General features: G+C 46.7%; 24 protein-coding genes. 11 read left to right on the plus strand and 13 right to left on the minus strand.

Annotation, left to right across the window (positions count from 1 at the left end; genetic code table 11):
* Positions 1-447 precede the first annotated feature (447 nt).
* The 9 genes from aspS to panB all read right to left on the minus strand — a co-directional run bounded on the left by aspS (position 448) and on the right by panB (position 9,848).
* Positions 448-2,253, minus strand: coding sequence for an aspartate--tRNA ligase (aspS, locus tag CR164_RS06490; protein WP_110023129.1), 1,806 nt, complete (start codon positions 2,251-2,253; stop codon positions 448-450).
* A gap of 85 nt (positions 2,254-2,338) precedes the next feature.
* A complete protein-coding gene (locus CR164_RS06495; RefSeq protein WP_193525191.1) occupies positions 2,339-2,908 on the minus strand; it encodes a DNA polymerase III subunit gamma/tau in 570 nt (189 codons plus the stop codon).
* 17 nt (positions 2,909-2,925) lie between these two features.
* Complete coding sequence (gene dnaX / locus CR164_RS06500; protein ID WP_110023130.1) at positions 2,926-4,122, minus strand: DNA polymerase III subunit gamma/tau; 1,197 nt, start codon at positions 4,120-4,122, stop codon at positions 2,926-2,928.
* 170 nt (positions 4,123-4,292) lie between these two features.
* The gene (locus CR164_RS06505) at positions 4,293-5,594 is read right to left on the minus strand and encodes a YihY family inner membrane protein (protein ID WP_110023131.1); all 1,302 of its coding nucleotides are present in this window, start codon (positions 5,592-5,594) and stop codon (positions 4,293-4,295) included.
* A gap of 153 nt (positions 5,595-5,747) precedes the next feature.
* Positions 5,748-7,076 carry an MFS transporter gene (locus CR164_RS06510; RefSeq protein WP_110023132.1) on the minus strand — a complete coding sequence of 443 codons (1,329 nt, stop codon included), beginning with the start codon at positions 7,074-7,076 and terminating at the stop codon, positions 5,748-5,750.
* A gap of 74 nt (positions 7,077-7,150) precedes the next feature.
* On the minus strand, positions 7,151-7,852 hold the full coding sequence (gene purQ / locus CR164_RS06515; RefSeq protein WP_110023133.1) for a phosphoribosylformylglycinamidine synthase subunit PurQ: 702 nt from the start codon (positions 7,850-7,852) through the stop codon (positions 7,151-7,153).
* A 12-nt stretch (positions 7,853-7,864) separates the two neighbouring features.
* A complete protein-coding gene (gene purS / locus CR164_RS06520; RefSeq protein ID WP_110023134.1) occupies positions 7,865-8,119 on the minus strand; it encodes a phosphoribosylformylglycinamidine synthase subunit PurS in 255 nt (84 codons plus the stop codon).
* Between the two features lie 49 nt (positions 8,120-8,168).
* The gene (gene pssA / locus CR164_RS06525) at positions 8,169-8,942 is read right to left on the minus strand and encodes a CDP-diacylglycerol--serine O-phosphatidyltransferase (RefSeq protein ID WP_110023135.1); all 774 of its coding nucleotides are present in this window, start codon (positions 8,940-8,942) and stop codon (positions 8,169-8,171) included.
* Positions 8,943-9,011: 69 nt separating this feature from the next.
* A complete protein-coding gene (gene panB, locus CR164_RS06530; protein WP_110023341.1) occupies positions 9,012-9,848 on the minus strand; it encodes a 3-methyl-2-oxobutanoate hydroxymethyltransferase in 837 nt (278 codons plus the stop codon).
* Between the two features lie 172 nt (positions 9,849-10,020).
* Here panB and CR164_RS06535 point away from each other — a divergent pair, with 172 nt between their 5' ends.
* Positions 10,021-10,809: a lipoate--protein ligase family protein gene (locus CR164_RS06535; protein WP_110023136.1), complete on the plus strand. Its 789-nt coding sequence runs from the start codon at positions 10,021-10,023 to the stop codon at positions 10,807-10,809.
* Positions 10,810-10,844: 35 nt separating this feature from the next.
* Here the strand turns inward: CR164_RS06535 and CR164_RS06540 are convergent, their stop codons facing one another.
* On the minus strand, positions 10,845-11,429 hold the full coding sequence (locus tag CR164_RS06540) for a DUF4136 domain-containing protein (protein WP_110023137.1): 585 nt from the start codon (positions 11,427-11,429) through the stop codon (positions 10,845-10,847).
* Positions 11,430-11,615: 186 nt separating this feature from the next.
* Between CR164_RS06540 and CR164_RS06545 the strand changes: the two genes are divergently transcribed.
* The 9 genes from CR164_RS06545 to CR164_RS06585 all read left to right on the plus strand — a co-directional run bounded on the left by CR164_RS06545 (position 11,616) and on the right by CR164_RS06585 (position 20,862).
* Positions 11,616-12,023, plus strand: a complete 408-nt coding sequence (locus CR164_RS06545; RefSeq protein ID WP_110023138.1) for a CoA-binding protein — start codon at positions 11,616-11,618, stop codon at positions 12,021-12,023.
* Between the two features lie 270 nt (positions 12,024-12,293).
* Complete coding sequence (locus CR164_RS06550) at positions 12,294-13,376, plus strand: D-alanine--D-alanine ligase family protein (protein ID WP_110023139.1); 1,083 nt, start codon at positions 12,294-12,296, stop codon at positions 13,374-13,376.
* Between the two features lie 70 nt (positions 13,377-13,446).
* Complete coding sequence (locus tag CR164_RS06555; protein ID WP_110023140.1) at positions 13,447-14,001, plus strand: tetratricopeptide repeat protein; 555 nt, start codon at positions 13,447-13,449, stop codon at positions 13,999-14,001.
* A 495-nt stretch (positions 14,002-14,496) separates the two neighbouring features.
* The gene (locus tag CR164_RS06560) at positions 14,497-15,756 is read left to right on the plus strand and encodes a TolC family protein (RefSeq protein ID WP_110023342.1); all 1,260 of its coding nucleotides are present in this window, start codon (positions 14,497-14,499) and stop codon (positions 15,754-15,756) included.
* A 15-nt stretch (positions 15,757-15,771) separates the two neighbouring features.
* Positions 15,772-17,028: an efflux RND transporter periplasmic adaptor subunit gene (locus CR164_RS06565; RefSeq protein ID WP_110023343.1), complete on the plus strand. Its 1,257-nt coding sequence runs from the start codon at positions 15,772-15,774 to the stop codon at positions 17,026-17,028.
* Between the two features lie 6 nt (positions 17,029-17,034).
* Positions 17,035-17,721 carry an ABC transporter ATP-binding protein gene (locus CR164_RS06570; protein WP_110023141.1) on the plus strand — a complete coding sequence of 229 codons (687 nt, stop codon included), beginning with the start codon at positions 17,035-17,037 and terminating at the stop codon, positions 17,719-17,721.
* A gap of 6 nt (positions 17,722-17,727) precedes the next feature.
* Complete coding sequence (locus CR164_RS06575) at positions 17,728-18,981, plus strand: ABC transporter permease (RefSeq protein WP_110023142.1); 1,254 nt, start codon at positions 17,728-17,730, stop codon at positions 18,979-18,981.
* A gap of 91 nt (positions 18,982-19,072) precedes the next feature.
* Positions 19,073-20,305: an ABC transporter permease gene (locus tag CR164_RS06580; protein WP_110023143.1), complete on the plus strand. Its 1,233-nt coding sequence runs from the start codon at positions 19,073-19,075 to the stop codon at positions 20,303-20,305.
* A gap of 68 nt (positions 20,306-20,373) precedes the next feature.
* A complete protein-coding gene (locus CR164_RS06585) occupies positions 20,374-20,862 on the plus strand; it encodes a phosphate-starvation-inducible PsiE family protein (protein ID WP_110023144.1) in 489 nt (162 codons plus the stop codon).
* A 58-nt stretch (positions 20,863-20,920) separates the two neighbouring features.
* Here CR164_RS06585 and CR164_RS06590 read toward each other — a convergent pair whose 3' ends face one another.
* Positions 20,921-21,844, minus strand: a complete 924-nt coding sequence (locus tag CR164_RS06590; protein ID WP_110023145.1) for a DUF2515 family protein — start codon at positions 21,842-21,844, stop codon at positions 20,921-20,923.
* A 258-nt stretch (positions 21,845-22,102) separates the two neighbouring features.
* Here CR164_RS06590 and CR164_RS06595 point away from each other — a divergent pair, with 258 nt between their 5' ends.
* Complete coding sequence (locus tag CR164_RS06595) at positions 22,103-22,792, plus strand: YiaD family glycine zipper/OmpA-like lipoprotein (protein ID WP_110023146.1); 690 nt, start codon at positions 22,103-22,105, stop codon at positions 22,790-22,792.
* Positions 22,793-22,982: 190 nt separating this feature from the next.
* On the opposite strand, the gene CR164_RS06600 is transcribed toward CR164_RS06595, so the two are convergent.
* Together CR164_RS06600 and CR164_RS06605 are read right to left on the minus strand one after the other, a co-directional pair.
* Positions 22,983-23,879 (minus strand): hypothetical protein, encoded by an 897-nt coding sequence (locus CR164_RS06600; RefSeq protein WP_110023147.1) that lies wholly within the window; start codon positions 23,877-23,879, stop codon positions 22,983-22,985.
* Positions 23,880-23,884: 5 nt separating this feature from the next.
* Positions 23,885-24,427, minus strand: coding sequence for a hypothetical protein (locus CR164_RS06605; protein ID WP_110023148.1), 543 nt, complete (start codon positions 24,425-24,427; stop codon positions 23,885-23,887).
* Positions 24,428-24,431: the final 4 nt, after the last annotated feature.

Raw genomic sequence — 24,431 nt, forward strand, 5'->3', positions numbered from 1 at the left:
AAGGAAAACAACGATACAACCGACCCGGGGCAGATCCAATTGAATCTTTCTGCTCAAAAAGACATGTCCTCCATACAACAATGGGCCCGACACATCTTTTATACGGCTAAATTACACAACTTCTTATTGATAAAGAAATTATTGCCGGAAACCTATGGAGGTTGTCTCATTAGACCTACAATGAGTCTTTCTGTAGTCATCCTCGGGCTTGACCCGGAGATCCATCTTTCAATGAAAGTCTGTATGGATGCCGCATCAAGTGCGGCATGACTTTCTTGGGAGACTGGACACCGCATTCCCTTGGGTAATATTTGTTGTTGATTACACGGAATGACTTGACTTCTTCTCTCTCGTCATCCCCGGGCTTGACCCGGGGATACATCTTTCAATGAAAGTCAGTATGGATGCCGCATCAAGTGCGGCATGACTTTCGGGGGGATTGGAAACTCATTCTTTCGGCAGATCGAGCTTCAAGCTCAGCTCTCGGAGCTGGAGCGGTGAAACCTCGGCAGGAGCAGCCATCATGAGATCTTCGGCCTGCTGGTTCATCGGAAAAGCGATCACTTCGCGAATATTCTGCTCATCGCGCAGGATCATCACCAGACGATCGAGACCGGGAGCGATACCACCATGGGGCGGAGCACCCATTTTGAAAGCCTCGATCATATGACCGAACCGCTTGTCCACCTCGGTTTTTTCGTACCCGGCAATCTCGAACGCTTTGTACATGATATCGGGACGATGGTTTCTGATTGCACCGCTGGACAGTTCAATACCGTTACAGACGATATCGTACTGATAAGCGAGGATATCGAGTGGATCCATGCTTTCCAACGCCTCCATTTCTCCCTGAGGCATCGAGAACGGGTTGTGGGAGAACTCGATTTTCTGTGTAGCCTCATCGAATTCATACATTGGAAAATCAACGATCCAACAGAAAGAAAGCTCATTACGGTCGAGGTCGAACAAACCGGAAAAATATTCCCGCATTCCACCCATGATCTTGCAGGTACGCTCCCATTTACCGGCACCGAAGAATACCACATCGCCGGTCTCGAGCTGCAAACGCTCCTTCAGCTCGTTCATTTCATCATCGGAAAGAAACTTGACAATCGGTCCTTTCGGTCCTTCTTCCTTGTACTGAATGTAGGCAAGACCCGCAGAACCGAGTTCTTTTGCTCTCCTCTCAGCCTTGTCATAGAATTGCCGGGATTCATTGCCCCGCCCTTTGAGCACCATAGCTTTGATACAGCTGCCTTGCTTCGTGTTACCTGCAAAGACTTTGAACGATGATTTGACGAAAAGATCGGTGACATCCTGTAATTCCAGCGGAACGCGAAGATCGGGCTTGTCGGAACCGTAACGGTTCATGACGTCACGGTAACTGATTCTCGGGAATGGAAACTGGGTGATGCGCTTATCGCTCATGGTTTCAGTCAGGTGTTTAAACATCCCCTCGAGAATCTCGAAAAGATCATCCTGTTCAATAAACGCCATCTCCATATCGATCTGGTAGAACTCACCGGGACTCCTATCCGCACGGGCATCCTCGTCGCGGAAGCACGGAGCTATCTGGAAGTAACGTGAGAATCCCGACACCATCAACAACTGTTTGAACTGCTGAGGGGCCTGGGGCAGAGCATAAAACTTCCCGGGATGCAAGCGGCTGGGCACCAGAAAGTCTCTGGCACCTTCCGGCGAACTCGAGGTAAGTATCGGTGTCTGTATCTCCTGAAAAGAACGGTCTTCGAGATAACACCTTACCTCACTGATCAGTTTGCTGCGAAACTTGATATTTTCATGAATTTTCTCCCGGCGCAGATCAAGAAAACGATATTTCAGGCGGAGCTCTTCCGATGTTTGTAATGCATCGGCAACCGGAAAAGGCAGTGGAACCGCATCGCTTTCAACACTGATACCATCGACAATAACTTCGATTTCACCGGAAGCAAGACGGGGATTTATCGTTTCTTCGGAACGACGGACCACGACACCGCTAACACAGATAACCGATTCGGCATGCAGTTTTTCGGCCTCACTGAACAACGCCTCTTTTTCCGGCTGAACGATCAGCTGACAAATACCGGTATGATCTCTCAGATCGATAAAAATCAATCCTCCGTGATCTCGTTTTCTATGAATCCATCCGGCGATCGTTACCGTCTGGTTTTCGAATTCTGTCTGTAAACGTCCGCAATAATGCGTACGAAAACGGTTCTGCAAATCATCCCTAGTTCCTGCAGCTGCACTCATGGTAATGGGTAGAACATTGTTGACAAATTGAAAAGACCTGAATATGATGAATTTTTAAGGAATATGGAAGCCTTCTGTTTGGCGCTTAATAGACAAGCTCTCCGCCGAACTCCCTGACAAGAAACTTCACAATTTCATTGCTTTCGGAAAGTTCCCTGAAAAGGGTAAATATGGTTTGCTCCTTACCTGTATCTTTTTCTTCATCATAACTGATATGCAGTTTTACCGCCAAGCCGTAAAACTCTTCCAGCTCACGAGCCAGAAGGCTGGCGTCATGCAGCAGTTCCTCATAGGAAAACCGTTTAAAACAACTCATGTGAAGAACACCATGAGAAAATGAGGCCAACTCGCAGGAACGAAGATGCGTAACGATAACCTTGTAATTTTTTTTCAACAGAACATCGAGAAACTGTTTCCACTCAACCCTGAACTTCTGTACTTCCGCCACTCCGTCAAATGGTTTCGAGATACCTTGCCGACCGTCGGAAACTTCCTGAACCGCCGGCAAAGAACGGCGCTTTTCACTTTTGGCGAATTTCGAGAATTTGTCTTGCCATGAAGAAAAGTCAACAGTTGCAGGAGAATCGACCGGCGGGGAAGATGCAGGCTTGGAGACCGGTAAAGAAACTTGTTCAGGCCGAGGCTCTTTCGTCACAGGGGTATCCGAGCCTACTACCCGATCATGGGCTTTTTTTTTTCCGCTACACGTTCCGAAGGTGCTGCAGGCAGTGCCGTTCCAACGGGATGGGCCACCTCTACGAGTTTGAGCAGAACGAGCTCGAAGCGGAACTGATATTCAAACTGAAACTTGAGTTCTTTCTGTGCCTGAAGCAGCAAGTCGATCATCTGCATGATAACCTGAGGTGTAAAGCAGGCAGCATCACGCTGATAACGCTCCTTGACAGGCTCAGGGCGTTCGATCAATCTGGTTGAACGCAGGTTATAGACTATGAGAAAGTTCCTAAGATGTTCGATGAGTTTTTCAAGAAAGTCCTGCTCATCATAACCGTTATCGATAACAAACCTGGCAACATCGAGCATTTTTGCCGGATTGCCTTCGGCAGCTGCCGCTGTTACTTCGAAAAACTGATCATCGTCGATATAGTTTAGGAGTTCCGCAACCTTGTCATAATGAATGCTGCGCTCTTCATCCTGCTCGATAGCAAAAGCTATAACCTGATCAAGAATGCTCTGGGCGTCACGCATAGACCCCTGCGCTTTTCGCCCGACAAGCTGCAGGGCATCGCTGTCAATATCGATGCGCTCAGCTTCACAGATGCCGCGTAACTGTTTTTCTATTTCTTCAAGAGGAATCCTCTTGAAGTTAAAGCGTTGGCAGCGTGAAGCGATCGTCGGGGGAATCTTATGCAGCTCAGTTGTCGCAAAAATGAAAATAGCATGAGCAGGAGGTTCCTCGAGGGTTTTCAGAAACGCATTGAAGGCCGCTGTCGAGAGCATATGGACCTCGTCGATAATATAAACCCTGTACCTTCCCTTCTGCGGTCCGTAACGGACATTTTCTCTGAGCAATCTGATATCATCGACACTGTTGTTGGAAGCTGCGTCGAACTCCGAAATATTGAGACTGGTGCCTTGTTCAAAATCCCGACAACTCTCACATTCTCCACAGGGCTCGGTCACTTCCTTGAGATAGACCGGATCCTCGATCATCCTGCTGCAATTGACCGCTTTGGCAAAGACCCTTGCCGCAGTTGTCTTCCCTACGCCGCGCAAACCTGAAAAAATATAGCCATGTCCAACTCTGCCAAGACGCAGGGAGTTCTGGATGGTACGTGTAATATGTTCCTGAGCCGTAATCTCGGCAAACTTTTTAGGCCTGTATTTGCGGGCTATTACCTGATAACTCATACTTACATCGAGTGTTTCATATTGTGTTTGAATGGTTCGGAGCATAGGCAAAATGGAATATAACACCAAGCTCCGGAATTTTGTAGAACGCCGCTCCCCATTTTCTATCCACTAACATAGTGTAATATCGATCAAACAGAGTAAACACCGCACGAAAAAAAACCATTATGTTATTCCTTATCGACTTCGTCAACTACAGCTCCGCCATCCCTGTTCATGAACGTTGCGAGAGGCTCGCTCATATTTTGTTCAAGACAATGCAGAATGCGCTTTTCAAGCCGAGCAAGCGAAGCGCTGTATTCGCTATCCCCGTTGTCGTATGCATGCTCTCCAGCTACCTCATGCTGAATAACCCGGTAAAGATCATACAGTGTAGTTTCATGTATATCGACACTTAAAGCAAGTTTTCCATCTGCGGTTACATGAATAAAATTGTTTTCCATGAGAACATCTACAATGTCCCGCAGCTTTCGGCCTTTAATACCATCACCGACAGTAGCATCTTTTTTAAGACTGATATACTCGCCGGACTGCTGTCCCTGCCATATGTGCGCCATGACGGAAATGACATTTTGTATGCCTTTCAGGGGTTTGAATTCCGACTTTGCCTTTACAACAGGCCGCATCGCACCGAGGCAATAGACAAACTCAGCTCCTGAAAGCGCGACGACCCAGATAAGATATATCCAGAAAAAAAGCAGGGGAATCACTGACAATGCGCCGTAAATATGCTCGAACGTGGCAAACGTCGTCACATAAAACGAAAACCATTTTTTGGAAAGCTCAAACAGAAGTGTCGCGATAAAAGCACCCGCAACAGCATGCAGAAACTTCACCCTGTGGTTAGGGACAAGCATATAAAGCAGAAAAAAAGCAAGAAAAGAGTTGAGTAATGGAAGATAGGAGAGAATTCGCGTTCTCATTTCAAGCAAGGGACCTTCGGTAAAAACCGTATACCAGACATAGGAGCTTGCCACCAAACCACTGCCTATGATAATCGGCCCGAGAGTAAGCACGGTCCAATACAGGGTAAAGCCCTGCAGGATTTTTCTGGGAGCGTGCACGTTCCAGATCTGGTTGATGGTATGGTCAACCGTCGATATAAGAAACAGAGCTATGATAAAAAGAAAAATACCACCGACAGTCGGTACAGTCGAAGTCTTACTGAGAAATTCCCAAAAATACTCCTTGAGCAATTCACCGGAAGCAGGAACAAAGTTTTGCAGAATAAAGTCTTCGACATAGCGCTGAAAGTTCTCGAAAACCGGGGAAACACTCAAAACAGACAGCACTACAGCCATAAGCGGGACAAGTGACAGGAGAGACTGAAAAGCAAGAGAACCTGCACTCAACAAAATCCTATCCTGCATGAAGTTCTTCCACATAAAAGGCAGAAAAGAACGAAAAAAGCTCAAGGATTTCATCGCTTTTTCCGCCAGAAAACCGCTCATGTTTTTATCAATTGTTTCCATACGCCAGCCGTTGCCCCTATGGTGATAGCGCGCAACCATGTTTAGCGTTTCAAAACGACAGTGCAGCTCAAACCGGTTATGCTGTTACTCGATATGATCCTTCATGATACCTATGCAGAATCATTCTGTGCAGGTGTATAAATCTAACTATTTTTATAAATAATCCCCTCCATCCACCATAGCGGCATCATTGGCATACGCTGCACGGGAACGTACACCGAGTATGAGAAAAAGCCCGATGACAAAAAAGAGCAAAAGCGAGGCAAGAGCGATTCTCTGGTCACCCGCAAGAGAAGAAATCACTCCGAAAATAACCGGTCCTGCAATTGCCGAAGCTTTTCCGAATGTGCCGTCATAGAAACCGAAAAACTCGGTTACATGCTTGGGAGGCGTAAGCCTCGCCATCATGGAGCGGGAGGCTGCTTTTGAAGACCCCATCGACATGCCTGCAAGCAGTCCCGTGTAATAGAAAAACAGTTTGTCCGTGGTTGCAATCGCCATCATGATTACCACACACCAGATAATAAGCGTCAGTACAATAGTCCTTTTCGGACCTATTTTATCGGTAATCACTCCGAAAATAACTGAACCAAAGATCGCCGTTGTCTGAACCACCATAAAGAAAATGATCAGCTCACCGGAGGTGAAACCAAGCGTATTCTGTGCATAAATCGATGAAAAACCGATAATTGTCAGAATTGCATCGTTGTAAAAGAAAAATGCAAGAAGGAAACGAGCGAGATCAGGGTAACTCATGATATGCGATATGGTGTATTTGACCTCACGGATGGATCGACCCACGAAATGCATATTGACGGCTGTTTTTTTCTCATCCCGCAACACAAAAAAGAGAGGGGCTGCAAAAACAGCGAAGAAAAGAGCTACAAGAAAAAAACTCAAGGTGACATTCTGCATATTCTCGATGACAATTCCCTCCTTGAGTAAAGGAAACAAAAGCAGAAGAATCGCCAGCGCCCCAAGATATCCCATGGCAAAACCATATCCCGACACCCTTCCAATGCTTCGCTCTGAAGCTATCTCAGGAAGGTAGGCATCGTAAAACACAAGGCCACCCTCAAAACCCGCATTTGCTACAACAAAGAGAACGACAGCGATAACCACCATACCGGGACCTGTTAAACCAAGCAATGCTGTAGCCACGACAGAAAAGAGAGTAAAAACAAACAGAAACCGCTTTCTTCTCCCGGAAAAATCGGCAGCGGCACCCAGTACCGGTGAGATAACGGCGACGATCAACATTGAAATACCAAGACTCGCCCCCCACAATGCGTCTCCGCGGGGCTCACCTTCGCATATGACATTTTTAAAGTAAAGAGGAAAGGCAAACGTCACCATCATGACACTGAATGACGTATTGGCAAAATCAAACAGAAGCCAGGAGAACAGTGTTTTTTTTTGAACGCCCCAGAAGCCTCGAGTGCTCTTTTCAAATTGAGCAAAACGGTTTTTCAAGGGGGTCATCTGCACTGCAATGTTTAGTGTTTTGCCTTTTCACCAATCAACAATGAAAGAAGTGTCAGAAGAAACAAGAAAAATCAATCAAGAACATGCTCGATCAGCCCTTCGAACATTCTTGAACCATCGTTCGATCCAAGTAGTGGCTCACTTGCTCTTTCCGGATGAGGCATGAGACCGAGAACGTTTTTCTCCCTGTTGGAAATACCGGCTATCGCCGAAACAGAGCCATTGAGATTAGCCTCTTCAGTTATGCTCCCTTCTGCGTCACTGTATCTGAACACAATCTGGTCATGTTCTTCGAGACTATCTATCATCTCTTTGGGAGCATAGTAATTTCCCTCGCCGTGAGCAACAGGAAGATTGAGCACTTCGCTTTCATTATAGAGCGAGGTAAACATGGTTCGGTTGTTTTCAACCTTTACATGCATATGACGACAGATAAACTTTTTGTCACGATTTCTCGACAGAGCCCCCTCGAGAAGACCGCACTCGAGAAGCACCTGAAAACCGTTACAGATACCGAGCACAGGATGACCCTTGCGGGCAAAAGCCACAACTTCCTGCATAATAGGTGAAAACTTCGCTATCGACCCAGCCCTGAGATAATCTCCGTAAGAAAATCCCCCAGGCAAAATAACGACATCGCTTCCCTGTAAGTCATGCTCCTTATGCCATAGCATTCTGGTTGTAGTTTTCGAAAAGGACGCAGCTGCAAATTCAGTATCATGATCACAATTTGAACCGGGAAAAACAACAATGCCTATGGTAACAGTATCCATTCTTGAATTACTTTAATTGATTTTTTCCAGTTCAATCGAATAGTCTTCCATTACAGGGTTGGCTAAAAGTTTCCGACAAATCTCATCGCCGATGCGTTCTGCCTCGACATGATCCTCTTCGTTGATCGTAGCCTCTATGTACTTACCGATTCTTGCAGAATCAATCGTAGAGTATCCGAGATTCTCAAGGGCATGCTGTACAGCTTTTCCCTGTACATCCAGGATCGAAGGCCGGAGAGTAACCCTGATTTTTGCCTTGTACGCCATAATTCTTTTCTTTTTCCTTTTCAGTTTTGTGTAGAAAAAATCCTTTTGTTCATCTCTGCAAAACAATCTGCCTGAAAAAAAGAGACAGTGATCTCAGAACGCCCAGCAGAATATACAATAACATGGCCAGAAATAAAGCCTTTGCCTGATAGATAAGCACACAAAAGAACACTGTCAGGTAAAAAAACATTTGAAGGGGTTTTTCTCTGACGGTTTCGAGCGTCGGCTCAGGAAAAGCGTCGTAATTTACCCTGCTGACCATAAGAAAGGCAAGAACAACAGTTAGCAGCGACAACGCATTCTGAAGCTGATAGCGGTCCAGAAAGCTCTCGGCATCCATCCAGAGTACAAAACTGGCAACCGTCAGAGCCTGGGCAGGAGTTGGAAGTCCGGAAAAAAAGTCTTTACGGTAACCGGGCACACCTGCATTAAATCTTGCAAGCCTCAGCCCACTTCCCACAACAAGCATCGAACTGAGAATTACACCTTTTACAGCCCCGATATCTTCCAACCCGAACTTATAAACCAAGTACGCCGGGGCAACTCCGAAAGAAACGAGATCGGAAAGAGAATCAAGCTCGATGCCGAACCTCGATGCCGTATCGGTCATTCTTGCAACAAATCCATCGGCAACATCGAACAAAGCCGCAAGAACGATAACCCACCCGGCAACAACAAACCGGTCCGACCCGGACATGACAATGGCCACATATCCACAGACCATGTTCATCACAGTCAACACAGAAGGAATAAACGAGCGGAAAACAAAAGGCAGTCCCGTTCTTCGTTCTCGGAAGTTGTCCTTTTTCTTATCGTTTCTCATAGTTCATGGCAAAGCGACCTCATATTGTGTAACATAAAGAACGCTCTTGTGCATATCATTTACAACCGCTTAATAACTTTCCTCTTCTAAAGGGAACTGCCCGTTCCTGACATCATCGACATACCGGCTGACTGCATCATGAATAATGTTGTCAAGATCAGCATATTTCCTGACAAAGCGCGGATGAAACTCCGTATTCAGTCCAAGCATATCATTGATAACCAACACCTGTCCATCGCATATCTGACCCGCTCCGATCCCGATTGTCGGTATGGATATCGACCGGGTTACCTCAGCAGCAAGGTTGGCAGGAATTTTTTCAAGCACCAGCGCAAAAGCGCCAGCCTCTTCAAGAAGTTTTGCATCACGAAGCAGCTCTTCCGCCTCCGTTTTTTCACGTGCCCTCACTTTATAACTGCCAAATCTATAAATAGACTGTGGTGTCAAACCAAGATGGCCCATGACAGGAATACCGACATCGGTTATCCGTTTTACCGTATCAACAATGACCTTTCCGCCTTCCATTTTCACGGCATCGCACTCATTGTCTTTCATGATCTTGCCCGCATTGCGCAACGCTTCTTCACTTGAAAGCTGATAACTCATGAAAGGCATGTCGATCACCACCATCGCCCTACTGGTTTCTGCCTGTACGCCACGGACAACCGCCTTGGTATGGTAGATCATTTCTTCAATGGTAATCGGCAACGTCGTATCGTGCCCGGAGAAAACATTGCTGGCCGAGTCACCTACAAGAATGACGTCAACACCCGAACGGTCAAGAATTCTGGCTGTCGTATAATCGTATGCCGTAAGCATGGCAATCTTTTCTCCCTGCTCCTTCATCTCAAGAAGCCTTCGGGTTGTTACATGCGGAAGTTTTTTGACGATTTCTCTGTTACTCATTGGTATTCCTTTAAAGTTGTTATCCTGACAGCCCAAAATAATAAAAAGAACATGCCCAAAAGGTCCCATAAAAAATATCTTCAGCTTTATCTTAAACCGGTTTGGAATATGGCATGCATATGCTATCCTGATTTCTTAAGACCATCATCCTTTCGGAAGAAAAACCTATGCCATGAAACGTTCACACTCCCCAGTCTACGCTGTATCTACAGGAGCCCGTGAGGGGTCATGGAATATGGATTTTGACACACAGCTCCTGGAACTGTTCAGAACCAGCAAATTTCAGAAGGAGTTCGGCAAGGAAAGTATGCTGTGGCGTTTTTATGCATGGAATCCTCCAGCGCTTTCTCTCGGATATGGACAAAACCCCTCTGAAATTGACGAGGAGTCTTGTCGAGCGAAACATATAGACATTGTCAAACGACCGACAGGCGGCAGAGCGGTGCTTCATATCGACGAGTTCACCTACGCGTTCTGCGCCGAAACCAGCAGGAGCAATGCGGCAATCTATGAAATGGTTCATGAAGTTCTTCTCGAAACCCTTATGATCCTGGGAGTCAAAGCTGCATTCTGCCGCACAACCCCTGACATGAGAAAACGCTATAGCTCTGCAGAATCGGTAAGCTGCTTCACGGCATCAGCCCGAAACGAACTCCATGTGGACGGGCGAAAACTTGTAGGTTCTGCGCAAAGACGATCGGACAGGGCCATTCTGCAGCATGGCTCACTGCTCCTTTCCACAAAGCATAAAATGATCGGAAAACTCCTTCGTTGCCGGGACAGAGAGATCCTGTCCAACATCACCCGAGACCTCAACAGCAAAACAACCTCATTGTATGAAATAACCGGCAGTATTCCCGATTTCATGACGATCAGCAATGCCATGATAACGTCAGTATCGAAAATACTTGCGGTCGACGTACAAATACTCGATGAACGTGAAATCACAACCCTCTTCTGATCCCGCCCATTTCCTGCTACCCGTCACCGGAACGCTTACTTCATCTCCGGTTCTGCTCCAGGCGGGAAATTTTCAAGAATTTTAGCCACCGCTTCATTGATATCGCGCTGCATATCCTCAGCATTGCGGTAGTCCCGAACAATCCTTGTCGCCACACCACGCCAAACCAGCTCTTTTGTCCGAGCATCGATAATATCGATAACCAAAGAACCTTCATCATAGTAGCTGACAAAAGTATATCCTCCATAAGGCCCCCACCAAGGCGTATACCATCGATAAGGGCCATAGGGAACCCCGACGCCGAAGCTATTGTGGTAGGTTTTCTGCTTCTTCACACCGGCATGGGTATAAACGATAAAATCCGCATTTTCAGAACCTGTAAGCCTGAAACCTTTAGCACGAAGCTGCTCATTGACGGCAGCCTGTACTCTCTTGTACACCAGCGGATTTTCAACAAGCACATCCCCTTTTCTTATCCCTTCGCTTTCCACCGGCCATCTGTAGTTCTGAAAAGACTTGAAATCATACTTCTGATCATAATCCGACACTACCGAAAAAGCCGAACACCCTGAAAGAAAAATCACTATGAACAGGTAAAAACAAAAACGACCGTTTGCCATAACCGCACCTCCCTCAATGCTTTTTTCTCTCTTACACCTATAAAAATTCTAACACGCACCCGTACCTGTAAGTTTCCCTTGTTCTTGCTTGTCTTCGAGAGCTTTTTTCCAGTTTCGGCTGACAGACTTTACCCTGAATCGTTATATTTCCAGTGACCCATCCATCATGTAGATAAACACGACCATATGACTATCAGGGAAATACTTGAAGTCTATAAGCACGTTGCCGTTATCGGCGTTTCCGAAAAACGCGGAAAACCCAGCCGCAACGTAACAAAATATCTTATCCACGCCGGGTACACAATTTATCCTGTCAACCCCAACCTGAACAGTGTTTTTGGCATCACATGCTACCCTTCCCTGCTCGAAATACCCGCCGAAAAAAGAAACCTTATTGAAATAGTGGATATTTTTCGAAAATCGGAAGACGTCGAGCCGATTGTCGACCAGGCGATCGAGATCGGGGCGAAAGTCATCTGGATGCAGCTTGGCATAACCAATGATGCGGCTTCCCGCAAAGCAGAACAGGCAGGACTTGAAGTCATACAAAACCGTTGCATAGCTGTCGAACACAGCCTCCTGGCCGGAAGATAAACCATCTGATCCCAAAACATCTTTTTTCATTTTTTACTTTTGAAGTTTGGCCATTCTTTTATCTATTCCACTTATTATGGTCAGCATTACACAATTGCCGAACATACGTCAGATGAGCATTCTTTTTTTCACAGTCCTATAGCTTGCAACCATATCCGACTGAATAACAACAGGTTATGTGTAAGTTATCGATGCTTTAGAAGTAAGATTCAAACATCCGGTTCAGGCAGGAAAAGCCTTGCCCCGATCAACCAAAGAAATCAGCAAGACATGTCCGATCGCGTAGTAGCACTTCTTTTCGGAGGAAAATCCCCAGAACACGAAATCTCGATTATTTCGGCAAAAGCTATTGCCGAACATATCGATAAACAGAAATACACCATTTATCCACTCTACATCTCACAAAACGGTGAATGGTTCATGGGCCGAACCGCCCAGGAAATTCTTGACCTCGATATGTCCAGCTTGCTGAAACAGCATTCTCTTGAGGAAACCGGTTATCAGCTGCGCAACATGACGGAAAACCGTGAAAATGATCTTTTCAGATTTGATTTTCAGCAAAAAGGCATCGATGTAGCGTTTCCTGTTCTGCACGGAACATACGGCGAAGACGGAAAGGTTCAGGGCCTTCTTGAAATATTCGGTATCCCTTACACCGGTTGTGGCGTACAGGCTTCGGCCATAACCATGGACAAAGCCGTAACAAAAATCTGTGCGGCGGCGGCCGGACTGAACATTGCGGAATATATCACCGCATCGAGCAACGATTATCTCATTGATCCTTCCGCTATTCTCACCATGGTTGAGGAGTATTTCTCGCCGCCCTTCTTTGTGAAACCGGCAACTCTGGGTTCCTCGGTGGGCATTTCAAAAGTCCATGATATGGACACCTTACCGGAAGCCATCGAAGCAGCTTGCCGCCTTGATGAAAAAATCATCATAGAAAGAGCCGTCAACGGACGTGAAGTCGAAGTCGCTCTTCTCGGCAACGAAAACCCCATAGCATCCTGCGCTGGTGAAATCGAACCCGGTGGTGATTTTTATGACTATACAGACAAGTATATCGGTAACGCGGCAAAACTTCATATTCCAGCCAAGATCGATCAAAAGACCCATGCATCGCTGCAAGAATCGGCAATCAAAATCTACAAAGCCCTTGGCTGCAGCGGTATGGCCAGGGCCGACTTTTTTATTGAACACGATAGTGGCCGGCTCATTTTCAACGAGATCAATACAATCCCCGGATTCACCGGCATCAGTATGTACCCCATGTTGATGGAAAACAGTGGCATTGGTTTTACCGAGCTTGTCGACAAATTGCTGCAGTTTGCTTTGGAAAAAACCGTACCATAACCTAAACTTGGAATAGTCCTTCGATCATCGATCACCCCCTTTACTCTTTGCTTTTCGATAACTGAATACTATGGTAACCGATCCTCATCTTTTTTTTGCCGATGTCTCCCTCGACCTCTCAAGAGGCGAGTATTCTGCGGGAATGAAAAAACTCGAAGCTGAACGCGACAACTTTCAGGGTTCCTATACATTCCACCTCCTTCTCGGTAGAGCCCTGAAGGGAACTCAACGTTTTCGCGAAGCGCTAAACTCGCTGAAAACATGCTGCAGGATTGTACCGCACAATGAAGTGGCCTGGAAAGAATTAATCGAGGCACATTTTCTCCTCCTGCAGGCACCTTCCGACGAGCTGACTGCCGAACTTGAAGAGCTTTCGATCGCTCTGGCTGATTTTGAACCGCCGAAGGCATCCGAAACCAGCGACCCAACCCCGATGAACGAGCAAAAACAACCGTTTTCGGATGAAGAATTCATACCTGTCCCGACGGAAAGCCTTGCCACTATCTTTACGGAACAAGGGGCCTATAAAAAGGCGATAAAAATCTATACGGACCTCATGCAGCTCAATCCCCCCAAGGCGGAAACCTACAAGCAGGCAATTTCCTCACTTCTTGACAAACTGTAAGACAAATTTCCGGGTTTGCTCTCGATTATTCCATCACGATCACTGCAAACCGGGCTCACAGCAATCAACCGAAAAAACTGTCAACAATTCCGCAAGAGTTGGGTTGTCATCGCCGTCAAAGTTCTTGACTGGATAAAACGATACCTCGACAATGAGAGACAACTATCAGGCTGGAGACAGAAGGCATGGGAAAAAGCGTACAAAGCAGGAAACAATTGCGGAAGCCCTTTCTCTTAACAGTTTTTTTTCAAAATGTTAACGCTATCAAGCATTTGGGTGAACACTCGGTTTAAGATAGTGTGATCCGAATTTTAGCCTTATATTGTCCCCGAGTTACGATCTTGATTAACCACGCTGACAACAGTGAGACCGATACCATCATTGACCCGATCGTTGAGAGTTTTCTTTATTGCAGCAACCTGCCTGATAACACTATATCAAAGCATAACACACGGTGCAGAGGAAGAAAAGAGGTTGTTCACCCTGCAGGAATGTGTGGAAATAGCTCTTCAAAACTCTTCTTCAGTAAAAAAAGCGGAAAATACCGTCAGACTCCAGGGAGCCGATCTACTGAAAAGTTATGGGCAATTTCTCCCCAAAGTATCCGTTTCCGCCGGCTACACTCCTCTTTCCGTGTCAAGAGTCTATTCCAATCCGGCAAGCGGATCGGTTTTAACAACAAGAAATGAAAATGTCGATCTCAACCTGACAACCTCACTTAACCTGTTCAACGGTTTCAAGGATTACGCCTCTCTACAGTCGGCAATAAATCTCCGCGAAGCTTCGGGATTCTCGTTGTTCCGGGCTCGCCAGACAATCGCCTATGATGTTACGCAGTCATATTACCAGGTTCTTCTTGACACTGAACTCTTAAAAATCGCCCGTGAAAATCTGTTGTCATCACAAGACCAGCTTCAACTGACCGAACGTCAGTACGAGATCGGTTTAAAGCCTGTCACAGATTATTATCAACAGCAGGCCGAGACGGCAAATGATGAACTATCGGTTATCAGAGCCGAAAACACACTCCGCAGCAGCACACTGGAATTAGTCAGAAAGCTCCGCATCGACCATACAGAAGAAGTTGCGGTTGCCGAGATTCCTATCGATGCACTCACATCACTTCCCTCTTCGGTTGATCCGGACAGTCTTGTTACGCTTGGGCTCGCAAACAGAACAGATCTGCAAAGTGCTGTTTTTTCAACCGAAGCTGCAAAATGGGATGTGACCAGCGCTTCATCACAGCGTTATCCGACACTCGACCTTGCATTCAGTCTGAATACGTTAGGATATCCTTACTATGAAACAACTGCCGGTACTCCGCATTACCCGCCTCTTTCCGACCAGTTATCCGACCTGTTAGGCTACTCTCTGAGCATCACGTTGAACTGGACTCTTTTTGATGGCTTTCTTACCCGCTACAACGTAGAGCAGGCAAAAGTCAATTACCTCAACGAGGAATTGGATACTGCCGATCTCGAACATGATATAGCAATCGACATTCAACTTGCTGTCGATAACTACAGTGCCGCCTTTACAGAGATTGAAACAGCAAAGCAGGGTCTCAGGGCCGCTGAAAAAGCCTATGAGACCGTCAAGAAAAAATATGACCTCGGTTCTGCAGGTTTCGTAGAAGCCAGTACAGCCAAAGCAACCCTTGTCAGTGCTCGTTCCGAATACTCACAAGCGATATATAATCTTGCTCTGCAAAAAAATATCCTCGATTTTGCAACGGGCATTCTTACCGTCGAGTAATTCCGTCCATCCATGATGAAAAAAAGTCAAAAAAAGAAACGGCGCAACAGTATCATCCTTTCCATCGCCTTTATCTTGATAGTGATTATCGGTGTGGGTTTATGGTTCTCAGGGCTACAGAAAAAAATCGAAGTAACGGTTGAACAAGCGTTCAGAAAGGAAGTTGTCCATTATGTCACGGCAACCGGTAAGATCGAACCGGAATTGGAAGTAACCATTTCACCCGATGTATCCGGAGAAATCATCGAACTGCCCATCAAAGAAGGCCAAACTGTTGAAAAAGGAGCACTATTATTTAAAATCGAACCGGATGTTTACATCAACCAGGTTGAACAGAACAGAGCCCAGCTCAACCTCTCGAAATCACAAAGTCTCGAATCAAGAGCAAGAAAACTCAAGGCTGAAGATGATTTACGTAAAGCATCGGTTCTCCACAAAGACCGTTTGATTTCCGATACAGACTATCTGTCCACGAAAACCAACGCAGAGGCGGCCAAAGCGACCTATGAAGCCTCGCTTTTTACCATCAAACAAAACAAGAGTTTTCTTGATCAGTCGCTCGAGCAGCTCGAGAAAACAACTTTAACCAGCCCAATCCGCGGTACAATTATTGAGCTGAACAGCAAAAGCGGTGAAAGAGTTGTCGGAACAGGACAATTCCAGGGAACCGATGTACTCAGAATAGCAAATCTCGACAGTATGCAGGTTGAAGTCGAAGTAAACGAAAACGATATAGTCAACGTCAAACGAGGTGACCGGGTCATCGTCAATGTCGATGCTTTCGGTAACAGAACATTCGACGGATTGGTTCGGGAAATATCAAATTCCGCCATAACCGAATCTGAGGGAACCCAAGAAGAGGTCACCAACTTTTCGGTCAAGATCCGCATTTTAAATCACAACAGACTCCTGAAACCGGGCATGAGTGCTACGGCTGACATAGAAACCGAACGCGTCCCGAATGCTCTTGTCGTACCTATTCAAAGCGTCACTCTAAGGGAATCTTTACCGGAAGGAAACAGTCGGGCATACGCAGGGAAAAACCAATCCGATCTCCAGCCGGCCCGAAACAGCAACGGCAGTCATCAAGGCGTATTCATTGTTAAAAACGAAGTCGTTCAGTTTCGTCCAGTCGAAACCGGAACGACGGATAATACTCATATTGTGATCCTGGAAGGTTTACAGGAGGATGAAACAGTGGTTTCCGGCAGTTACACAGCAATAACGAAGCTCCTTCAGGATGGCAGTGCGGTGAAGCTGAAAAAAGAATGAGCGCCCATGACCGATACCGTTATCAACATGCAGGCCGTCTGTAGGTTTTATGAAATGGGAAACCAGCAGGTCAAGGCTCTCGACAACATCAACCTCACATTTCAACATAACGAATATGTCGCTATAATGGGACCTTCGGGTAGCGGAAAGTCAACCCTGATGAATATCATCGGCTGCCTCGACACCCCCTCATCAGGCACCTATGAGCTCAACGGAAAGAATATTGCGGAAATGGATGACGATGAACTTGCCCGAATCAGGAACCACGAAGTCGGCTTTGTTTTTCAGACTTTCAATCTGCTGCCTCGTCTCAATTGCCTGAGAAATGTTGAACTTCCACTTATCTACGCCGGAATCGATGCGGAAGAACGATCAGAGCGTGCTCTCGAAGCGCTGCAAAAAGTAGGTCTTGGCGACCGGATAACCCATAAACCCTCTGAACTTTCCGGTGGGCAGATACAAAGAGTAGCAATCGCAAGGGCCCTGATCAACAACCCTTCACTGATTCTCGCCGACGAACCGACCGGAAACCTCGACACCACAACAAGTCAGGACATCATGGAGATATTCAGTGAACTGTCCAAGGCCGGCAATACCATCATCCTCATAACACATGAAGAGGATATCGCCAGCCATTCGCGCCGTATCATAAGATTGCGCGACGGCAAAATCGAAAGCGACATGAGTCGTTAAGACCCTATGAGAAGCTTTGGCCAGGAAACATACGAAAGCCTGCTGATGGCTGTCGACCAAATAAAAAGCAATAAAACAAGGTCGTTTCTTACCGCTCTCGGAGTAATTATCGGCATTGTTTCCATAACCATGATGGGGACGGCAATCAGCGGAATTGATGCAGGTTTCGAGAAAAGCCTCTCCATGCTTGGCTATGATGTGGTTTATGTACAGAAAGGCTCCTGGGGCACCATGGGGGAATGGTGGCGTTACAGAAACCGGCCTGACCTCAAAACAGAGTATGCCGGACAGATTAACCGCATCATTGCCGACACTCCTGATTCCATGCTTGAAATAGCGGTTCCTCAAATGTCCACTTACATGGGGTCGGCAAGTTACAGGGATAGAAACCTGTTGCAGGTTTTTGCACTTGGAACAAATGCGGAATACCTCAGAACCGCCTCAGGCGATTTGTCTCAGGGCAGATTTTTCCTCCCCCATGAATCAGAGAGCGGAGCAATGGTTTGTGTCATCGGCGACGATATTGCAAGCGGACTCTTTCCAAACGAACCGGCACTCGGCAAGACACTCAGACTGAAAAACCAGAAGTTCCGTGTTATCGGAATTTTTAAAAAACAGGGGAAATTCCTTGGGCTTTTCAGCTTTGACAACCAGATCGTCATCCCGCTGCCTGCCTTCAAGAAAGTATATGGCAGCAGCAGATATGTCACCTTACGGATAAAAGTCAGAGAAAAAGTGAGGGTTGCTGATGCAAAGGAAGAGCTGAAAGGCATCATGCGCAGGATCAGACGACTCCCTCCAGGCAAGCAGGATGACTTTTCTATCAACGAGCAAAAAGCGTTCAAAAGCCAGCTCGATCCTATCAAAAACGGTATCGCAGTCGCAGGTATTTTCATAACCGGAATGTCTCTTTTTGTCGGAGCGATCGGCATTATGAATATTACCTTTGTGAGCGTCAAAGAACGAACAAGAGAAATCGGGCTGAGAAAAGCACTGGGAGCAAGAAGAAGAACGATACTGCTCCAGTTTCTGATCGAATCGGTCACCATCTGCCTCTTAGGTGGAATCGTCGGGCTTATCATTGCCATTTCGATCACTCTGGGAATTGAAAAAGTACTACCCGAGTTCCCTATTCGTTTTTCTCTTCTGCTTGTACTGATCAGTCTTTTCGTTTCTGTTTTAACTGGAGTTTTTTCAGGTCTCGCTCCGGCCATAACCGCCTCCAAACTCGACCCGGCTGATTCGCTGAGGTACGAGTAAGGATGAGATTGAAATGCTGAGTTTTTGAATTGTATCGTACACAGGGACTTTCTTGTTTTGACTTTTGCCATTTTACCGTTGACTTACCTTCATGAAACTGCGAGAAACCGTTTTACAGGCAACATACTCTCTGCAGGCTAACAAGCTCCGTTCCTGGCTTACAACCATGGGGGTAGCAGTCGGAGTTTTCTCCATTATCGCGGTGATGACTGCGCTGCAAGCAGTAGACCGTTCGGTAGCGAGCGGATTGTCAAGCCTCGGCTCCAATACGTTCGAAATCCAGAAATATCCGGCGACGTTTTTTGGCGGGCACGGCCGGAGCAGGTTCATCAACCGCCCCGACATAACCTATGACGAAGGACTTGCTTTCAAAAAGCTTATGAGGGGAAAAGCAAAAAATATCGGAATACAGGTTTCCTCGTCAGGTAATCTGGCGACCTACGAAAACCTCTCGACAAACCCTGACGTCCTCCTTTTCGGAGCTGATGTAAATTTTGCATCGGCAAACGGCTTTGATATCGAAACCGGCAGAAACCTTGTCGAAAACGACATTCTGTACTCGAGAAATGTAGCTCTTATCGGGCACGATCTTCTGAACACCCTTTTTCCTACCGGAGAAAATCCGGTAGGAAAATCAATCAAGGTCAACGGAAAAGTCTGCCGCATTGTAGGCGTCTTTACGAAAAAAGGTGCCGCATTCGGTGAGAGCCAGGACAACCTGGTTATCATCCCCATTACCCGTTATCTTGCTCATATAAACGTTAAAAGAAGTATCAGTATTACAATAGAAGCCTTCTCCCAAAAAGAGTACCAGGCAACCATAGACAGGGCAATCGGCGCTATGCGGGTAGCGAGAGGACTGACCATTGAAAAACCGAACAATTTCGAACTCCGCACAAACGAGGCACTGGTTGACTCTTTCCGCGATTTTCAGCGAACAATAAGTATAGGCGCCTTTATAATCAGCTTTATGGCTCTTGTAACGGCGGGCGTCGGCATCATGAACATCATGCTGGTCAGCGTCACTGAAAGGACGAGGGAAATAGGCATCAGAAAATCGATCGGAGCCCCGAGAACAAGCATCATGCGCCAGTTCCTGCTCGAAGCACTTTTTCTTTCCCTGACCGGCGGCCTGATAGGAATCCTCGCAGGAGCAAGCGCCGGCAATATTGTAGCGATAGCTTTCAATATTCCTCCGATACTCCCTGTAGCCTGGGTCATCATTTCAATTGCCGTATGTAGCGGTATAGGCATTTCTTTTGGTATATTCCCAGCATACAAAGCAGCAATGCTCGATCCGGTTGATGCACTACGTTCCAGATAGTGCCCCCAGTACATCTGTGGAAGCAAAACAAGAACTCGTCACCCTGACGGTACCAACAGACAGAAAGTATGGAAGAGAAAAAAAACACGGAAGAGGACCAGCATCATCCATTCATTGCATATCATGAGGAACTTCCGCCAGCACACGAAGACCCTCTGATAAGATTCCTGCACAGAATCATACGGGTTACCGTCAAGGCTCTTGCGGTTCTGATGGTACTGGTTATTATGTGGGGAATCGGTGATGTTGTTTTTGTCCTTTACACACGCCTGAGCGAGGCACCATTTTTCTTACTCAACATCAATGATCTGCTGGAAACCTTCGGTGCATTTCTTGCTGTTCTCATTGCGATTGAAATTTTTATCAATATTCGCCTTTATCTCGGTACAAACATCGTTCCGGTTAAACTGGTTGTGGCAACGGCTTTGATGGCCATATCCCGAAAAGTAATTATTCTCGATCTCGACAAACTGACCCCGGATTATCTGCTTGGAATAGCGGCAGTCGTGCTGGGACTCGGTGTTTCTTATTGGCTCATAGCACGCGAAAAAAGCTGAATCTCTTACGTTCAGTCCCAGGAAAGCGAGACATTGCCGAAGCGAAATGAAACACCGGCTAATGTTTGCCATGCCCTCCTTCAGCCATGAATCTGAAACGCTTTGCCGTACCCTCCCATTTCGAAAACCCTTCATCGACCGCATACCAGGCCGGAAGAACACACTCTTCAATCCATTGCCAGCGATGCTCGGAATTGGCCACGCACTTATTCCCCACTACCGCATCAAGATAACCGAAATGGTCAGCAAAAGAGGCTCTTGACGGGTGACCGGGAGGCGCTGCCTCTCCAAAATTCAGTTCACTGCCGAATGAAACAACGACACGTCCCTGCGGGCTTATCGCCTCGAATATGGGACCAAGCGTATTGATCTGCTCATGCCTGAGCAACTTTATGTTTCCCTCCCTGATCAATGCATCAGCCTCATCGAGACCTTTGTTCGACTTTCTGAGACCTGCCCCCTGATCGATAAGCCGGAAGCCGGAAAGCAAAAACTCGCGCTCATTTTCAGCCACATTGTCCTCGATCTCTTTAAGACCCCCTTCAAGGTACGCCATGTGTGCCCAGGCAATATCGTTGTAAATAGCATTGTTTCCTTTACGAATTTCTTCCAGATCATTCAAAAGAATATTCCGTGACGCAACGTCATAGACCGAGAAAGGGAGAAAAAAGACTATCCTTGCAGCACCGGCAAAAAGTTCACCCATTTCCTCAAGGATATTACTATCATTGCTCTCTCGCTTTTTAACCCCACCATAACTCATCATCTTTGCCGGTGTCTGCATCATTTCGACGAAAGCCAGAGCAATACCCACCTGGCTCGAAGCGAATGCCGCCATCCCGGCCCATTTAAAAATATCATGATGATCAAGATACAAGCGGGCATAGTGAGATGTAATAGCCCGATTTCTCTTTATTATTTCCTCAGAAGGGGGCAGCCGGGATTCTGCGGCAGCTTTCCATTCTTCCTTTCCCTGAAGCATCGTTTCCTGATTATGTTTTATAAAAGGAGGTATTGCTTGAAAGATGAACACTCACTGACTGCGTAAAATTCCTCCTCGAAACACTGCTGTATCGACAAAAACCTACACATGTAGCAATTAATAGTATCTGCTTACGAAAAGCTGGGAATTTTTTAGACTATTTTATACTACTATTCTATTGTAACTGTTCCTACATGACTGATGGGGGTCATCAGAACGTTCATCCTTGTTTTTTTAACACTAAATTTCGAAAAAGCGATGAGAAAAGTAACACAATTGACAAAACCTCTTGCTCTTGTTCTGATTCTTGCCATGACTACAGTTACATGGGGATGTACCACCACAACCGGTGCTGGTAGAGGAGCTGGTATAGGAGCGGCATCGGGAGCCGTTCTCGGCGGTATTATCGGCAGCCAGACAGGCAGTTGGGGCAAAGGGGCTCTTCTCGGCGCTGTGATCGGCGGAGCTGCAGGCGCTCTTATCGGGGATTACATGGATGCCCAGGCAGAAGAAATTGACAATCAGGTTGAAGGCGCTATGGTTGAACGCGTCGGTGAAGGAATCAGGGTTGTGTTCGACACCGGCCTTTTGTTTACCACCGGTTCTTCAACGCTTACGTCCACCAGCAGGTACAATATTCAGAAGCTGGCAAATATTCTGAACAAATATGACGACACCAACATCGTCATTGAAGGTCACACCGATTCACAGGGTAGTGAATCATACAATCAGCAGCTTTCTGAACAACGCGCAGAATCTGTTGCCTCTCTTCTTCGCGCCTACAATGTAAGCTCAGCCCGTGTTTCAACCGTTGGTTTCGGCGAAACACGTCCAGTAGCATCGAATGAAACAGCCTCAGGCCGTCGCCTGAACCGTCGTGTCGAGGTTCTGATCTATGCAAACGACAACCTCATCGACCAGGCAGAAACCGGCGAACTGAGGATGTAGAACTTCCTTTTGAGTTCTCTATTCTGAGTCATCCCCGGGTAAGACCTGTGAAATCTAAAGCAACTATTTCACAGGTCTTACCCGGGGATCCATTTTCCAATCAGCAACAGTATGGATGCCGCATCAAGTGCGGCATGATTTTTTTCTTATACCTGATGAACGGCATGACATCTCCATTCATGAAAATCAATCAATCAGAATAGGAGGAAGCGCCGCTCTTTTTCCGCCACAGGTGCTCCGCATCATCTTCGTTACTGTTTCGATGACACTCGACACAGTTACTGAACTCTCTAATACCTTCCTCCCTGTGCTCTCTTGCAATATCGCGCCTCGAATGTTCGTGACACCCGTAACAGGTATATTGCCTGTAGTCTTTCGGGTTATCGTGACAGGCGCTGCACCTTGCAGGATGAGAACGATCGAACCTGAACCATTGATCATGATCGAAATTCACCGGTTTCCAGGCGGTTGTCATATGACAGTCCATGCAGGCATCTCCCGCATCCATGTGCAGTAGATCATCAGGACGATCCGGTTCATGACAACCAATGCAGTTTCCTGAACGTCCCAGATCGGTAAGCATCCATTTCTCATGATCGAATGTTACGTGCTCCCAACGGTTTGTATCGTGACATTGTCCACAGCCCTCCCCTGTTTGCCTGTGGAACACATCTTTCGGCATGTCAGGAGCATGACATGCCCTGCAATTTTCTTGCCGCTCTGCAGTCAGTGCACCATGATCCATATGTGCTACAAAAGCTCCCTTACCAGGCAGATTATGATCGGTATGACACGCAATACACGCCATAGCTGTAAGCTCCATGTGCAACAAAGCGATAGTGGAATCAGGCCCGGCAGCAAGCTCTTGCCCGGAAGCACCCTTCAAGCCGATCTCTCCTGTCGTATGACAGGAACCGCATTTCGACGACGGTGTCCCAAAGAATGGCGTATGGCAGCTGAGACATTGTCCGCGAAGCGCTTCATGTTGTTGAGAAAGCGGACCTGGATTGATGAGAAACCCCGGCCACAACATAACAGCAACAAGCAAAATGCTGAAAATGAGAAAAAAAATATAGAGTTGTTTCATGGCGCTTATCTCCAGTTCCAGAAAAGCAAAATTGAAAGGATATGTATAAGAGCAAGTCCGAGAAACAGAGAAACAAGCGGCATATGTATCTTCCGCCACTGCCCCAAAGCATTGACAGCGAGAGAATCCCAGTAAAGAATATCCTCTCCACCCTTGAGCCTTAGTTCATCTTTCGCTTTCCGGTAAATGTACTGCCCTATATGGCCGCTTACGGTAACGATCAACATGAACAGTGTTGCGGCCCACGGCAAAAAGGCGTTGAAATGGATTCCTGAATGCACAAGAAGCATCAGAGTACCAATCCACCCGCTCCTGCAGTGAAACCTGAGAAACGCACCCATCGGTCCTGAACGAACAACCTTCTTCTTTCGGGCCGAATACGCAAAAGAGAACACCAGAAAGAGCGTACCGGTTATTCCAAGGTAGCGGCCAACCCAGACCAAACCTGCGACATGCAGGAGAAAGTCGAGCAAAGCCGCCATGACAACCAGCATAACAAAAGAAACAACCAGTGGCAGGACACGTCGTATCAGCAATGAATCCAGCATGTGC

The organism is Prosthecochloris marina (genome assembly GCF_003182595.1).
In the GTDB taxonomy this organism is placed as follows: Bacteria; Bacteroidota; Chlorobiia; order Chlorobiales; family Chlorobiaceae; genus Prosthecochloris; species Prosthecochloris marina.

Bases quoted from the DNA above. Each gene is read 5' to 3' on its own strand.
- CR164_RS06540 (WP_110023137.1), bottom strand. From the start codon at position 11,429: ATGGCAAACGGTCGTTTTTGTTTTTACCTGTTCATAGTGATTTTTCTT.
- purQ (WP_110023133.1), bottom strand. From the start codon at position 7,852: ATGGATACTGTTACCATAGGCATTGTTGTTTTTCCCGGTTCAAATTGT.
- CR164_RS06600 (WP_110023147.1), bottom strand. From the start codon at position 23,879: ATGAAACAACTCTATATTTTTTTTCTCATTTTCAGCATTTTGCTTGTT.
- CR164_RS06595 (WP_110023146.1), top strand. From the start codon at position 22,103: ATGAGAAAAGTAACACAATTGACAAAACCTCTTGCTCTTGTTCTGATT.
- CR164_RS06505 (WP_110023131.1), bottom strand. From the start codon at position 5,594: ATGGAAACAATTGATAAAAACATGAGCGGTTTTCTGGCGGAAAAAGCG.
- dnaX (WP_110023130.1), bottom strand. From the start codon at position 4,122: ATGAGTTATCAGGTAATAGCCCGCAAATACAGGCCTAAAAAGTTTGCC.
- pssA (WP_110023135.1), bottom strand. From the start codon at position 8,942: ATGAGAAACGATAAGAAAAAGGACAACTTCCGAGAACGAAGAACGGGA.
- CR164_RS06605 (WP_110023148.1), bottom strand. From the start codon at position 24,427: ATGCTGGATTCATTGCTGATACGACGTGTCCTGCCACTGGTTGTTTCT.
- CR164_RS06510 (WP_110023132.1), bottom strand. From the start codon at position 7,076: ATGACCCCCTTGAAAAACCGTTTTGCTCAATTTGAAAAGAGCACTCGA.
- CR164_RS06585 (WP_110023144.1), top strand. From the start codon at position 20,374: ATGGAAGAGAAAAAAAACACGGAAGAGGACCAGCATCATCCATTCATT.
- CR164_RS06535 (WP_110023136.1), top strand. From the start codon at position 10,021: ATGAAACGTTCACACTCCCCAGTCTACGCTGTATCTACAGGAGCCCGT.
- panB (WP_110023341.1), bottom strand. From the start codon at position 9,848: ATGAGTAACAGAGAAATCGTCAAAAAACTTCCGCATGTAACAACCCGA.
- CR164_RS06580 (WP_110023143.1), top strand. From the start codon at position 19,073: ATGAAACTGCGAGAAACCGTTTTACAGGCAACATACTCTCTGCAGGCT.
- CR164_RS06545 (WP_110023138.1), top strand. From the start codon at position 11,616: ATGACTATCAGGGAAATACTTGAAGTCTATAAGCACGTTGCCGTTATC.
- aspS (WP_110023129.1), bottom strand. From the start codon at position 2,253: ATGAGTGCAGCTGCAGGAACTAGGGATGATTTGCAGAACCGTTTTCGT.
- CR164_RS06590 (WP_110023145.1), bottom strand. From the start codon at position 21,844: ATGCTTCAGGGAAAGGAAGAATGGAAAGCTGCCGCAGAATCCCGGCTG.
- CR164_RS06565 (WP_110023343.1), top strand. From the start codon at position 15,772: ATGAAAAAAAGTCAAAAAAAGAAACGGCGCAACAGTATCATCCTTTCC.
- CR164_RS06550 (WP_110023139.1), top strand. From the start codon at position 12,294: ATGTCCGATCGCGTAGTAGCACTTCTTTTCGGAGGAAAATCCCCAGAA.
- CR164_RS06575 (WP_110023142.1), top strand. From the start codon at position 17,728: ATGAGAAGCTTTGGCCAGGAAACATACGAAAGCCTGCTGATGGCTGTC.
- CR164_RS06570 (WP_110023141.1), top strand. From the start codon at position 17,035: ATGACCGATACCGTTATCAACATGCAGGCCGTCTGTAGGTTTTATGAA.
- purS (WP_110023134.1), bottom strand. From the start codon at position 8,119: ATGGCGTACAAGGCAAAAATCAGGGTTACTCTCCGGCCTTCGATCCTG.
- CR164_RS06555 (WP_110023140.1), top strand. From the start codon at position 13,447: ATGGTAACCGATCCTCATCTTTTTTTTGCCGATGTCTCCCTCGACCTC.